General features: G+C 70.0%; 12 protein-coding genes and 1 pseudogene. 4 read left to right on the top strand and 9 right to left on the bottom strand.

Translation table 11 applies throughout. The features are described from left to right. Positions 1-128 precede the first annotated feature (128 nt). Together Q9G87_RS06765 and Q9G87_RS06760 are read right to left on the bottom strand one after the other, a co-directional pair. The gene (locus Q9G87_RS06765) at positions 129-458 is read right to left on the bottom strand and encodes a hypothetical protein (RefSeq protein WP_305915329.1); all 330 of its coding nucleotides are present in this window, start codon (positions 456-458) and stop codon (positions 129-131) included. Positions 459-462: 4 nt separating this feature from the next. Next, a complete protein-coding gene (locus Q9G87_RS06760; RefSeq protein ID WP_305915328.1) occupies positions 463-1,542 on the bottom strand; it encodes a LacI family DNA-binding transcriptional regulator in 1,080 nt (359 codons plus the stop codon). A 256-nt stretch (positions 1,543-1,798) separates the two neighbouring features. On the opposite strand from Q9G87_RS06760, the gene Q9G87_RS06755 reads away from it, so the two are divergent. From Q9G87_RS06755 to Q9G87_RS06740, 4 genes are all read left to right on the top strand, one after another. Beyond that, positions 1,799-4,528 carry an exo-rhamnogalacturonan lyase family protein gene (locus tag Q9G87_RS06755; RefSeq protein WP_305915327.1) on the top strand — a complete coding sequence of 910 codons (2,730 nt, stop codon included), beginning with the start codon at positions 1,799-1,801 and terminating at the stop codon, positions 4,526-4,528. 24 nt (positions 4,529-4,552) lie between these two features. Beyond that, a complete protein-coding gene (locus tag Q9G87_RS06750) occupies positions 4,553-6,382 on the top strand; it encodes a rhamnogalacturonan lyase family protein (protein ID WP_305915326.1) in 1,830 nt (609 codons plus the stop codon). Between the two features lie 18 nt (positions 6,383-6,400). Next, positions 6,401-8,254: a DUF2264 domain-containing protein gene (locus Q9G87_RS06745; RefSeq protein ID WP_305915325.1), complete on the top strand. Its 1,854-nt coding sequence runs from the start codon at positions 6,401-6,403 to the stop codon at positions 8,252-8,254. A gap of 118 nt (positions 8,255-8,372) precedes the next feature. Beyond that, positions 8,373-9,380: a hydroxyacid dehydrogenase gene (locus tag Q9G87_RS06740; RefSeq protein ID WP_305915324.1), complete on the top strand. Its 1,008-nt coding sequence runs from the start codon at positions 8,373-8,375 to the stop codon at positions 9,378-9,380. Positions 9,381-9,385: 5 nt separating this feature from the next. On the opposite strand, the pseudogene Q9G87_RS06735 reads toward Q9G87_RS06740, so the two are convergent. From Q9G87_RS06735 to Q9G87_RS06705, 7 genes and pseudogenes are all read right to left on the bottom strand, one after another. Then, a pseudogene (locus tag Q9G87_RS06735) lies at positions 9,386-9,595 on the bottom strand (sensor histidine kinase); the annotation flags it as partial. Positions 9,596-9,664: 69 nt separating this feature from the next. Then, positions 9,665-9,949 carry an integrase core domain-containing protein gene (locus tag Q9G87_RS06730; protein ID WP_305915323.1) on the bottom strand — a complete coding sequence of 95 codons (285 nt, stop codon included), beginning with the start codon at positions 9,947-9,949 and terminating at the stop codon, positions 9,665-9,667. Continuing rightward, a complete protein-coding gene (locus tag Q9G87_RS06725; RefSeq protein ID WP_305915322.1) occupies positions 9,946-10,725 on the bottom strand; it encodes a helix-turn-helix domain-containing protein in 780 nt (259 codons plus the stop codon). Before Q9G87_RS06725 ends, Q9G87_RS06730 begins: the two co-directional genes overlap by 4 nt. 33 nt (positions 10,726-10,758) lie before the next feature. Continuing rightward, on the bottom strand, positions 10,759-10,896 hold the full coding sequence (locus Q9G87_RS06720) for a BTAD domain-containing putative transcriptional regulator (RefSeq protein WP_305915724.1): 138 nt from the start codon (positions 10,894-10,896) through the stop codon (positions 10,759-10,761). Between the two features lie 5 nt (positions 10,897-10,901). Further along, a complete protein-coding gene (locus Q9G87_RS06715; RefSeq protein ID WP_305915321.1) occupies positions 10,902-11,195 on the bottom strand; it encodes an AfsR/SARP family transcriptional regulator in 294 nt (97 codons plus the stop codon). A gap of 43 nt (positions 11,196-11,238) precedes the next feature. Beyond that, complete coding sequence (locus tag Q9G87_RS06710) at positions 11,239-11,391, bottom strand: hypothetical protein (protein WP_305915320.1); 153 nt, start codon at positions 11,389-11,391, stop codon at positions 11,239-11,241. A 1-nt stretch (position 11,392) separates the two neighbouring features. Further along, positions 11,393-11,818, bottom strand: coding sequence for an organic hydroperoxide resistance protein (locus tag Q9G87_RS06705; RefSeq protein ID WP_305915319.1), 426 nt, complete (start codon positions 11,816-11,818; stop codon positions 11,393-11,395). Between the last annotated feature and the right edge of the window lie 46 nt (positions 11,819-11,864).

Genomic DNA, 11,864 nt, shown 5'->3' with positions numbered 1-11,864 from the left:
GCGATCTTCGTAAACCTTTTCCTGATATTTCCGTCCACAGCTGGAATGGTGGGGGACGGCTCTTGTGGGTGGCTTGGAGTCGACTGGGCTGCTGCTCTCCAGCCCTTCAAGACAAGGGGAAGGCCCTCTCAAAACACGGGAAGCTCTACCCGCCGCCCCAATCCGAACTCCCCTGCCTTGTCGTGCGTGACCATGGCGAACGCGCCGCCGGGCACTCCGTCGAGAACGACCGCGCGGGAGGCGATGCTCAGGAGCGTGACTTCGTCGGCCCCGCTGATGAAGAAGACATAGACGTCCCCGAACTCCTCACTGTCGTCGAAGACCTCCGCCTCCCCCTGCTGCTCCCTCTCGAAGATGAACTCGTCGATCACATCGATCCACGGAAAGGCGTAGTCGTCTTCGGGGACCCGTGGATCCGCAACCAGGGGGACGTGGATCTCCACGACAAGCTCGGCCATGCGCTTATTGTGCCGGGTTTCTGAGCGGCCGGACCGAGTCGCGGACGATGATGTGGGTGCCGAGCAGGACGTGCTCGGCCATGCCCGACCGATCCTGCGCACGTTCGAGGGCGAGGCGTACGGCGGTGCGGCCCAGCTCCTCGTGCGGCACGTGCACGGTGGTGAGGTCGATGTCGGCGGCCGGCGGCAGGTCGTCGAAGCCGACCATGGACACGTCGTCGGGGACGCGCAGCCCGTGCTCGCGCAGCGCCTGGCGGGCGCCTGCCGCGATGAGGTCGTTGCCGGCGAAGACGGCCGTGAAGTCGCGCGGCCCGGCCGCGAGCCGTTCGCGGACCATGCGGTAACCCTCCTGCCGCTCCATCGTGCCCTCGACCTCCAGGCCGGGATCGTGCGGCACGCGGTGGTCGGCCAGGGCGTTGCGGTAGCCGGTGATGCGGCTCTCCGGGGTGGTGTAGCCGTCGCGCCGGCCGAGGAACAGGATGCGCCGGTGGCCTGCCGACAGCAGGTGGCTGGTGATGGCGTACGCGCCGCCGGTGTTGTCGTACTCGACGACGAGGGCGGGCACGCCGGGACCCAGCGGCGGGCGCCCGCACAGGACGAGCTGCGAGCCAGCGAGCGCCAGCGCGCGGGCGTATTCGGCCATGCGCCCGCGATAGGCCTCGTCGTTGACGACGTTGCCGACGAGGATCACGCATTCGGCGTGCTCCTGGCGCATGAGCTGCACGGTGGCGAGCTCGCGCTCCGGGTCGCCGCCGGTGGTGCCGACGATGCACAGCTTGCCTTCGAGCGCGGCCTGGGCGTGCACGCCCTGCGCGACGTGGGCGTAGTGCGGGGAGACGACGGAGTTGACGATGATGGCGACGCTGCGGCTGCTCGCGCCGGCCAGTCCGCGCGCGTTGGCGTTGGCCACGTAGTCGAGCTCGCGGACCGCGCGCATGACCTTGCTGCGGGTGGCGGGTGCGCTGGGGTAGGTGCCGGACAGGATCCGGGAGACCGTGGCGACGGACACGCCCGCGTGCGCGGCCACGTCGCGGATCGTCGTGGGCCGCCGCCCCTCGTCACCGGATGCCGCACGCCGGGCCATCCCACCTCCTGAAACGTGGGGGTAAACCGCTTTCACGCGATGGTCCCGTGCCGCGGCAGGCGTGTCAAATCGCTGCTCGCAGGCCTGCAGGCCAGCAGGGGTGTGGCGGGTTTGCTGCAGGTTGTCCATGCAAACGCATCCCATCGTTGCAGCGGGCTCTTGACAGCCACTACAGCTCATGCTGCGATCTGCCCTTAGTAAACGGTTTAACAACGCGCCGTTTCATCGCTGTTACGCCTACCGAGTGGAGCCCCCCATGGCGATGATGTCCCGACGAAACCTTCTCCTGAGCGCGGCGGCGGTCGGAGCCGCCGGGCAGGTCGGCTGGACGGCGGGACCGGCGCGTGCCGAGGCCCTGCGACCGGCGACGGCGAGCGGCGCGCTCGAGGACGGCGTCCAGCTCCGGTGGTTGGAAGGCGGCGTGCCCCGGCAGCTCGCCGCCGGGTCCACGTGGGGCGTGCCGTGGCCGAAGGGCACCGTGCCCAAGGACCAGGCCTTCGCGTTGCGCACCGCCGCGGGGCAGCAGGTGCCCGTGCAGACCTGGGCCACCGCGTACTGGCCGGACGGGTCGCTCAAGTGGACCGCGCACGCCATCGGCGCCGAGGTCGCCCCGGCCGAGCAGTACGTGCTCACCGCCGGACAGCCGGCCGCGCCCGCGGCGGCCGTGACGGTCAAGAACGGCGACGACCAGATCGAGGTGAGCACCGGCGTCATCCGGTGCCAGATCCCGAAGAAGGGCGACCGGCTGGTGAGCGCCATCCTGCGCGGCGAGCGCGAAATCGCCCGCGACGGCGAGCTCGTCTGCCTGCGACAGAGCGAGCCCGGGGACGACGAGGGCGGCTCGGTGAAGCAGGAGAGGTTCACCGGCCGGACGGAGAAGGTGACGGTCGAGCAGTCCGGCCCGGTCCGCGCGGTGGTCAGGATCGAGGGCGCGCACCGGCACGGCAACCGGTCCTGGCTGCCGTTCACCGTGCGCCTGTACTTCTACGCCGGCAGCGACGGCATCCGCGCGGTGCACAGCTTCGTCTACGACGGCGACGAGAAGGAGGACTTCATCCGCGGCCTCGGCATCCGGTTCAAGGTGCCGATGCGCGACGAGCTGTACAACCGGCACGTGCGCTTCGCCGGACCGGGCGACGGCGTGCTGGCGGAGGCGGTGCGCGGGATCACCGGCCTGCGCCGCGACCCCGGCGCCACGGTCCGCCAGGCGCAGGTCGCCGGGAAGGCCACCCCGCCGGTGGCGACCTGGGATACCCGGGTCAGCTCCCGCTTGCACCTCATCCCGGCCTTCGGCGACTACTCGCTGCGCCAGCTCACCGCCGACGGCTTCCAGATCCGGAAGCGGACCAAGAGTGGTCACGGCTGGATCCCGGTGGACGCCGGCGGCCGGGCCGGCGGTCTCGGGTACGTCGGCGGTCCCACCGGCGGCTTCGCCTTCGGCATGCGCAACTTCTGGCAGCTGCACCCCACCCAGCTGGACATCCGCGGCGCGGCGGGCGAGAACGCCGAGGTCACCGTGTGGTTGTGGTCGCCCGACGCCGGGCCCATGGACCTGCGGTTCTACCACGACGGCATGGGCCAGGACACCTACGCCGAGCAGCTCGAAGGCTTGGAGATCACGTACGAGGACTTTGAGCCGGGCTTCGGCACCCCGTACGGCATCGCGCGCACGACGGAGCTGATGTTCTGGGCGCTGGAGGCCACCCCGGCCGCCGAGAAGGTGGCGGAGCTGGCCGAGGCGGTGCAGACGCCGCCGCTCGTCGTCGCGCCGCCGGCGCACCTGCACGCCGCCAAGGTGTTCGGTGACTGGTCGCCGGTCGACCGCTCCACCCCCGCCAAGGCCCGCATCGAGGACCGGCTGGACTTCCTGTTCGACTTCCACAGTGAGCAGGTCGAGCAGCGATCCTGGTACGGCTTCTGGGACTACGGCGACATCATGCACAGCTACGACCCCGACCGGCACGTGTGGCGTTACGACGTCGGCGGCTACGCCTGGGCCAACTCCGAGCTGTCACCCGACCTCTGGCTCTGGTACCACTACCTGCGCACCGGCAAGGCCGAGGCGTTCCGCTTCGCCGAGTCGATGACCCGGCACACCGGCGAGGTCGACGTCTACCACCTCGGCAAATGGCGGGACCTGGGGACCCGGCACGGGGTGCAGCACTGGGCCGACAGCGCCAAGCAACTGCGCATCAGCACCGCCGGCTACCGGCGGTTCATGTACTTCCTCACCGCCGACGAGCGCATCGGCGACCTGATGCACGATCTCGTGGACTCCGACAAGACGTTCCTGGTCTTGGACCCCATCCGCAAGATCCGCACGGGCCCGTACGAGCCGGACCCGCACGCCCTGTCCGTCGGCACCGGCACCGACTGGAGCGGCCTCGCCCTGGCCTGGCTGACCGAATGGGAGCGCGGCGGCGACCCGGTCGCCAAGGAGAAGCTCCTCAACAGCATGCGCTCCATCGCCGCGATGCCCAACGGCTTCGCGCGCGGCGGCGGCCTGTACGACCTCGACAACGGCACGTTCAAGCCCACGGAGCCGGCCGTCAGCGTCGGCTCGCTCGGCTCGGTGTTCGGGCTGGTCGAGGTGTGCAGCGAGGTCATCCACCTGACCGGGGACGAGGCGTTCACCAAGGCGTGGCTGCAGTACTGCCGCCTCTACAACGGCACCGCCGCCGAGCAGCAGGCGGAGACCGGGCAGCCGTGGGGCAACCTGAACCTGCGCCAGGCCCACTCCCGGCTCACCGCCTACGCCGCCGCCAAGCTCGGCGACGCGACCCTGGCCGCGCGGGCGTGGAAGGAGTTCGACACCGGCCACGCCGGATACCCCAAGACTCTGGAGTTCAAGGCGGTGCGCGTGGAGGGCTCGAAGGTGCTCAAGCCGGTCGACGAGACCTCCTTCGCCTCGACCAACGCCTCCTCGCAGTACGGCCTGGCCGCCATCCAGTGCCTCGCCCTCGTGGGCGACCACCTTCCCGCGTAATCCGGCACATCCAAGGAGGAGAACATGCACGCCTTACGCAAAGCGGCTGTCATCGCCTCGGCGGTCCTGGCCGTCAGCACGGCACTGGTGGCCGGCTCTACGTCCACCGCGTCGGCCCTCGCCGGCCCGCGGGTGATGGAGAACCTCGGCCGCGGGGTCGTGGCCGTGCGCTCCAGCAGCACCAGTGTCCTGGTGACCTGGCGCCTGCTGGGGCTCGACCCGGACGGCATCGGCTTCAACGTCTACCGGTCCACCGCCGGCGGCTCGTACGTCAAGCTCAACTCCAGTGTCCTGACCGGCGGCACCAACTACGTCGACTCCACGGCGGACCTGACGCGCGCCAACAGCTACTACGTGCGGCCCGTGGCCGGCGGCGTGGAGCAGGCGCCGAGCAGGGCGTTCACGCTGACCGCCAATCACGCCACCGAGCCGGTGGTGCGCCTGCCGCTGCGGGCCGGCGGTCCGGTGAAGTTCGTCTGGGTCGGCGACCTCGACGGCGACGGCGAGTACGACTACGTGCTGGACCGGCAGACGTCCCCGCAGAAGATCGAGGCCTACCGGAGCAACGGGCAGTTCCTCTGGCAGGTCGACATGGGACCGAACAGTACCAACCAGGACAACATCGAAGGCGGCTCGTCCACCATCGACGTGGGCCACAATGACGGCGTCACCGTCCACGACCTCAACAGCGACGGCCGCGCCGAGGTCGCGGTCCGCATCGCCAACGGCGTCACCTTCGGCAACGGCACCAGGTTCACCAACAGCGACAACAACCGCCAGTTCATCGCGATCCTCGACGGCGCGACGGGCGCACCCCGGGCCACGGCCCCGGTGCCGACCGACTACCTGGCCGACGGCCCGATGTACGCGCGCTTCGGCGTCGGGTATCTCGACGGCGCCACGCCGAGCCTCGTCGCGTACATGAAGAACCGCATCGGCAGCGGCGACTTCAACCTCATGATGACCGCGTGGAAGTTCACCGGGACCGCGCTGACCCAGCAGTGGAAGTGGCTGCGGGGCAACCAGGACATGCCCGACGGGCACAACACCCGCATCATCGACGTCAACGGCGACGGTACGGACGAAGTCGCCGAGATCGGGTTCGTGCTCAACGGCAACGGCACCCTGCGCTACTCGCTGGCGCCCCAAGGCATCATCCACGGCGACCGCTTCCACATCGCGAAGATGGACCCGGGCCGCGCCGGTCTGCAGGGGTACGGCGTGCAGCAGGTCAACCCCAGCGGCCTGCGCGAGTACTACTACGACGCCGCCAACGGCTCCATGATCTGGAAGCATGTCGAGTCCGGCACCGCCGACGTGGGACGCGGCATGGCCGGCGACATCGACCCGCGCTTCCCCGGCATGGAGGTCTGGTCCTTCTCCGGCCTCTACAACGCCCCGGGCAACCGGCTCACCGAACCCGACACGTCACGGCGGCCGTGGCCGCACCTGGGCCTGTGGTGGGACGGCGACGTCACCATGGAGCTACTCAACGACGGCAAGATCGAGAAGTGGGACCCGAACAACCCCACCACGACCGGCAGCGTGCCGCGGCTGGTCAGCACCTGGAACTACGGCGCGGTCAACGCGAGCGGCCCGAACCCCGCCTTCGTCGGCGACATTCTCGGCGACTGGCGCGAGGAGGTCGTGTACACCAACGCGGCCTACAACGAGCTGATCATCTTCACCACGAACCAGCCGTCGAGCACCAGGTTGTACACGCTGGCGCACAACCCCGCCTACCGCAATGCCATGACCCTCAAGGGGTACATGCAGTCCCACCACGTCGACTACTTCCTCGGGGCGGGCATGACGAAGCCGCCCCGGCCGAACATCACCTACGCAGGAAGCTAAGCTCCTTTGTCTATGTCGATGCGCCTCCCAACGCCCGATGACCGACGGTCCCGCTACACCGGCTGGACCCGGGCGCATTGGGAGGCCATGGCCGACCACCTGCTCGCGTCCGTGGTGCCGTACGCGACGGACGACTTCGCCCAGTTCCGCCTGCCCGGCAGGACGAGCCGGTCGGGGCCGGTCAGCGACGGCCTCGAGGGCTTCGCCCGCACGTTCCTGCTCGCCGCCTTCAGGATCGCCGGCGCGGGCGGGGACGTGCCGCCCGCGCTGCTGGAGCGGTACGCGAGCGGCCTCGCCGCCGGGACCGACCCGGCGCACCCGTACGCGTGGCCGGCACTGACGGACATGTCGCAGCAGCTCGTCGAGGCGGCCTCGGTGGCGCTGGCGTTGCACGAGACCCGGCCGTGGATCTTCGACCGGCTCTCGCCCGCCCAGCAGGAGCGGGTGGTGGCGTGGCTGGCCGGGTTCGTGGGGCGGCGTACACCGGACAACAACTGGGTGCTGTTCCGGGTGGTCGTCGAGCAGTTCCTGGCCGAGGTGGGCGGGCCGCACGAGCCCGGCGAGATCATCGGCGGGCTGGAGCGGATCGAGGAGTGGTACGTCGGCGACGGCTGGTACTCCGACGGCACGGGCAAGAACTACGACTACTACTGCGGCTGGGCGATGCACCTGTATCCGTCCTTGTGGGCACGGATGGCCGGCGATGCCGCCAGGCAGGAGCTCTACGCGGCGCGGCTGCACCGCTTCCTCGGCCACTACCAGCACTTCTTCGCCGCCGACGGCGGCCCGGTGCACCAGGGGCGCTCCCTGACCTACCGGTTCGCGACGGTCGCGCCGCTGTGGCTCGGCGCGCTGACCGGCGCCTCGCCGCTTCCGCCCGGCCGGACCCGGCGCATCGCGAGCGGCGTGCTGCGCCACTTCGCCGAGCGCGGCGTGCCGGACGAGCGCGGGCTGCTCAGCCTCGGCTGGTACGAGCCGTTTCTGCCGGTCACGCAGGACTACTCGGGTCCGGCGTCGCCGTACTGGGCGAGCAAGGCGTTCCTCGGCCTGCTGCTCCCGCCCGGGCACCCGGCCTGGACGGACCCGGAGGAGGCCGCCCCGATCGACCTCGCCGACCAGACGGTGGCCATGACCGCGCCCGGCTGGCTGCTGCACGCCACCAGCGCGGACGGCGTCGTGCGACTGGTCAACCACGGCAGCGACCGGGACCGCGTCCAGGACCCGACAGGGCCGCCCGACCCGCACTACCTCAAGTTCGCCTACACCAGCCACACGGGACCCGAGGTGGGGGAGAAGGCGTCCGGCGTGGACAACCACCTGGCCGTCATCGCACCCGACGGGACCGCCTCACGCAGGCGGCACATCGAACCCCTGGCCGTGTCGGACCGGTTCGCCGCCTCCGCCTACCAGGACGGCGCGGTCCGGGTGATCACGGCCTCGGTCGTCGACGGCGCCGCCGAGATCAGGATTCACCAGGTCACCGCACCCGCCGGGCATCAGGTGCGGGACGGCGGCCACGCACTGGCCGCGGCGGTTCCCCTCGACCTGCGCGAAGGCGACGGCGTGGCGCTGGCCCGGCGGCCGGACGGGCTGAGCAGCGCCGTGCGCGGCCTGCACGGTTATACGGGCGCGGGCCTGGTGACGGCCGAAGGCGCCAACGCCTTCGGCGCACACTCGGCCACGCCGTACGTCATCGCCGACGCCCATCCCGGCGGCACCGCGATCTACGTGAGCCTCGTACGGCTCGCGGTCACGGAAGAGCAGCCGCCCGTGCCCTGCGTGCTGGTCGAGGGCGACCTGGTCGTCCTGACGCTGCCCGCCGGGGAGACGGTGACGGTGCGCCTGGGCGACGTCCCGGCGTGCGAACGGTGACGGTACGCCTGGGCGGCGTCTCCGCGTCCGGACGTTGACGCGGGCCCGCGGCCGCTCGTTGATCGACGCGCCCGTAGAGTGGTGAAACCGTTTACATCCACCGATAGGAGCTCACTCCGTGCCACGGCGACCCGTCGCGGTCTTCGCCATCGCCCCCTGGGCGCTGGGCGGCGTCTTCCCTCCTGACCTCGTCACCCGATTGCGGCAACTGGTCGACATCGACCCGGGGACGACGTTCACCTCGTTCGAAGGCGCCGAGGCGGCCTTGGCGGAGGCGGACATCCTGGTCACCGGATGGGGATGCCCCCGCATCGACGCCGGAGTGCTGACGGCCGCGCCGCGGCTGCGTGCGATCGTGCACTCCGCCGGCACGGTCAAGGCCATCGTCGATCCCCTCGTGTTCGAGCGCGGTCTCATCGTGTCCTCCGCCGCGGAGGCGAACGCCGTCCCGGTGGCCGACTACACCATGGCCATGCTCGTCCTCGGCGCCAAGCAGGCGTTCAGCCGCGCCAGACGCTACGCGGCCGCCGTCGAGGGCACGCCCAGGGACTGGCTGGCGGGCGAAGGCACCGGGCTTCATGACTGCACGGTCGGGGTGATCGGCGCCTCCCGGATCGGCCGCCTCGTCCTGCGGCGGCTCCAGTCGTACGACGTCGAGGTCCTGCTCTACGACCCGTACGTGACCGCCGCCGAAGCGTCAGACCTCGGCGTCGAGCAGGTGAGCATGGACGACCTCTGCCGCCGCAGCGACCTCGTCACCGTGCACGCCCCCGCCCTGCCCGAGACCCGCCACCTGCTCGACGGCCGGCGGCTGGACCTGCTGCCCGACGGCGCCGTCGTCGTCAACACCGCCCGCGGATCGCTCATCGACACCGAGGCGCTGACCCGCTCGTGCGCCGACGGCCGGATCTCCGCCATCCTGGATGTGACCGACCCGGAGCCGCTGCCGCCCGGACACCCGCTCTTCTCCCTGCCGAACGTCATGATCACCCCGCACCTGGCCGGAGCTCAGGGCCGCGAGCTGCGGCGCCTCGGGGAGTTCGCCGTCGACGAGGTGGGCCGCTTCCTCAGCGGTGCGCCGCTGCTCGGGCGGGTGGAGCCGGAGCACCTCTCCTACATCGCCTGACAGCGTCAGGGGAAGGTGACGGTCACGTCGAGCCCGCCGTCGCGGCGGGGCCGGGTCTCCAGCGTGCCGTGATGGGCGTCGGCGATGGCGGCCACGATCGACAGGCCCAGTCCCAGGCCGTCGCCACTGGCCTTTCTGCCGCCATCCAGGCGCTGAAAGGGCTGCACGAGCAGGTGGACCCGGTCGGGCGGGATCACCGGGCCGCTGTTGGAGACCCGGAGTGTGGAGCGTGTACCGCTTCAAAACTCGTACACGTAGTCTGAGCTGGCGATTCGTCCTGCCTGCTATGCGGCTCGGTGGTACTCGTTGATGGCTCCGCCGAGCACCTTCCGGCGCTGAATCCGGCCTTCCAGTGGCACCACGACATCCTCGTCTTGATCGGGTGGGCGTTGTTGGCGGGACTGGTGCGGGCGATGGTTGTTGTAGTGCTCGGCGTATTCGTTCAGAACTGATCGCAAGTGGCGTTCGTCGTAGATCAGCATCCAGTCGGTGCTTTCGGCTCGGACGGTGCGGATCCAGCGTTCGGCGTAGCAGTTAGCGCGGGGTGTCCGCGGCGGAGTCTTTATCACCGTGACACCTGCCCCGGCAAAGACCTCATCGAAGACGGCGGTGAACTTGGTATCCCGGTCACGGATGAGGAACCGGAACGAGGTGGCCCTATGCCGAGGTCCATGAGCAGGTTGCGGGCCTGCTGAGCGGTCCAGACGCCGGTGGGATGGGCGGTGACGCCCAGGATGTGAACGCGTCGTGCTTCCACCTCCATCACGAACAACACGTACAGGCGTTTCAAGAAGATCGTGTCAACGTGGAAGAAATCGCAGGCCAACAATCCCTTCGCTTGCAGCCGTAGAAACGTCCGCCAAGAGGTGTCGAGGTTGCGTGGCGCCGGCCGGTGCCGGCGCGAACGCAGGATCTGTCGCACGGTCGCTTCGCTAACCTGCACGCCGAGGCGAACCAGTTCGCCGTGTACCCGCCGGTAGCCCCACCGGGGGTTCTCGCGGGCCAGGCGGAGGACCAGATCCCGGATCTCCTTGCTTGTTCCGGGGCGGCCAGGGCGGTGGGGGTAGGTCCACGAGCGTTTGATCAAACGCCGATGCCAGGCCAATAGGGTGCCTGGGGTAACCAGCCGGTGAGCTCGCAGCGCCGCCGGAAGAAAACGGGCCAACGCCGCCAGGACCGCTCCATCGGCCCAGTCCGGCTTCGGCTGGACGATCTGCCGTCTCAACACGGCAACCTCATGCCGAAGCACCATGATCTCGAGATCCTTAGACGCACGACCACGCCCCAGCAACACCAGCCAGCCAAACACCCGAATCAAGGTCAGGTACAGCAGACGAACTGACACAGGTCGCGATCTTGCCCGCGAGCGGCCTGAAGGTCAAAACCACAGATCAGGCACTACCCGATGAGATATGAAGCGGTACACGGTCAGCGCCTCGTTGCCGCGCCCGGCCTCGGCGAGCGCCCGCATCAGGGCAGCGACGAAGCCTTCACGCAGCGGGTACGTGGCGACCAGCTCGGTCAGCTCGGAGACCAGCTCGGGGCCACGGCCAGCCGGTAGCCGCCGGCCTCCGCCTCGATCACGCCGTCCGGCAGCACCCTGCGCAGCCGGGAGACCAGCGCCTGCAGGGCGTTGACCTCGTCCGCGGGCGGGCGTTCGCCCCAGATCCAGTCCACCAGCCGCGCGCGGGTGACGATCCTGCCGGGTTCGAGGGCGAGCGCGGCCAACAGCGCGCGCAGCCGAACTCCGGGAACGTCCACGACGGCCTCTTCGCCGTTCCGGACCTCGAAGGGTCCGAGCAATCCGCCTCGCACACCGGCAATTGTGCCGAACCTGGGCGATGAACGGCTAATCCCGTCACCAGCAGTACCGTACGAGCCAGTCGTCGGAGTCGTAAGCCCGCTGCGCGGGGTCCGTCGCGGTGGCTTCGCGCTCCTCGACCGTGTCCTCGATCCGGACCCGCTCGGGCAGCCTCCCGAAGCGGGCCTGCCGCGTCTCGGAGGCCGGCATCTCAGACGGCCTTCGCGTTGATGGTGACCGGGATGTTGCCGCGGGTCGCCTTGGAGTAGGGGCAGAGCTGGTGGGCGGCGGCGGCGAGCTCGCCGGCCGTCTGCTGGTCCACGCCCCCCAGCTCCAGGTTGAGGACGGCGCCGAGGCCGAACTCGCCGTCGTCACCGTGGTTGAGGGTCATCTCCACGGTGATGGCGGTGCTCTTCAGCGTGACCTTGCGCTGTGCCGCCGCCCTCCTGGTCGCGCCGAGGAAGCAGGCGCCCCAGCCGGCGGCGAAAAGCTGCTCGGGGTTGGTGGCGCCGCCCGCGCCGCCGAACTCCTTCGGGATGGCGAGCTTGGTGTCGAGCAGGCCGTCGTCGGTCTGGACCCGGCCTCCGTTGCGGCCCTCTCCCGTGACGGTGACGATCCCGGTGTAGCTGGTGGCCATGACGTTCCCTTCCTGGTTCGAGGAGACGCTCCGAATGCGTCACCAG

It is taken from the genome of Nonomuraea turcica (assembly GCF_030718205.1).
Lineage (GTDB): Bacteria > Actinomycetota > Actinomycetes > Streptosporangiales > Streptosporangiaceae > Nonomuraea.
The sequence above is the reverse complement of the archived record's forward strand: the minus strand, read 5'-3'. Positions and strand labels throughout refer to the sequence as shown.

Coding starts and splice junctions, on each gene's coding strand:
- Q9G87_RS06765 (WP_305915329.1), bottom strand. CDS start 458: ATGGCCGAGCTTGTCGTGGAGATCCACGTCCCCCTGGTTGCGGATCCA.
- Q9G87_RS06760 (WP_305915328.1), bottom strand. CDS start 1,542: ATGGCCCGGCGTGCGGCATCCGGTGACGAGGGGCGGCGGCCCACGACG.
- Q9G87_RS06755 (WP_305915327.1), top strand. CDS start 1,799: ATGGCGATGATGTCCCGACGAAACCTTCTCCTGAGCGCGGCGGCGGTC.
- Q9G87_RS06750 (WP_305915326.1), top strand. CDS start 4,553: ATGCACGCCTTACGCAAAGCGGCTGTCATCGCCTCGGCGGTCCTGGCC.
- Q9G87_RS06745 (WP_305915325.1), top strand. CDS start 6,401: ATGCGCCTCCCAACGCCCGATGACCGACGGTCCCGCTACACCGGCTGG.
- Q9G87_RS06710 (WP_305915320.1), bottom strand. CDS start 11,391: ATGCCGGCCTCCGAGACGCGGCAGGCCCGCTTCGGGAGGCTGCCCGAG.
- Q9G87_RS06705 (WP_305915319.1), bottom strand. CDS start 11,818: ATGGCCACCAGCTACACCGGGATCGTCACCGTCACGGGAGAGGGCCGC.